At 54.6% G+C, this 729-nt stretch carries 1 protein-coding gene; it reads left to right on the forward strand.

The window, feature by feature from the left end; genetic code table 11:
- Nucleotides 1-247 precede the first annotated feature (247 nt).
- A partial coding sequence (locus CSC73_RS18310; RefSeq protein WP_211840936.1) for a hypothetical protein occupies nt 248-729 on the forward strand: 482 nt, incomplete at its 3' end.

Here is a 729-nt window from a genome sequence, read left to right on the forward strand (position 1 = left end):
CGTAGCAGGCAGCGGTGATAACCGTGTACACCTTTAGACACTGCTGGTGTGCTCAGATTTCGTTCAAAACCTGCTCGAGCGCCGAGATGTCTAGACGGCGCAGTGTCGGCTTTCGTTTCATCAGTACCGGTTTTTCTTGGATTATTTTTTTTCCCAATGAAACCGGCAACCAGCTGTTGCTGTCGATTTCGCCCGGTCCGTGAGGCGGTAATCCTACCAACCTGAAAAGCAAGAGAGAGAGGACACCATGAAAAGGAACATCAAGTGGACCGTGCTTGCCGTGGCGATCGCCGCCGCGACATCGGCCAATGCCGAAACCACCATCGACAACAACATCGTCAACAACTGGACGACCAACACCACGATCGATACTGACGTCGATACCAACGTCGATACGAACCTCAGCAAGACCAAGTCCTACCCCTCGACGGTAGACAAGGCCTACACCCCCGCTGTCACCAATACGGTCGACAATACGGTCGATACTTCGTATACCTCCGATGTGAACAACACGGTCGACACGTCATACACCTCGGACGTGACCAAGGCCATGGACCTGTCGTACAGCGACTCGTTCGATCGCGACACCACCATCGCCCACGACGTGGATACGTCCTACAGCGATTCGTTCGACCGGACGACGACCGCTACCCACGACATGGATACCTCGTACAGCGACACGTTCGAGAGGAACAGCACCATCGACAGCAATGTCGACATCGACATGGG

It is taken from the genome of Pseudoxanthomonas sacheonensis (assembly GCF_010093305.1).
Lineage (GTDB): Bacteria > Pseudomonadota > Gammaproteobacteria > Xanthomonadales > Xanthomonadaceae > Pseudoxanthomonas_A > Pseudoxanthomonas_A sacheonensis.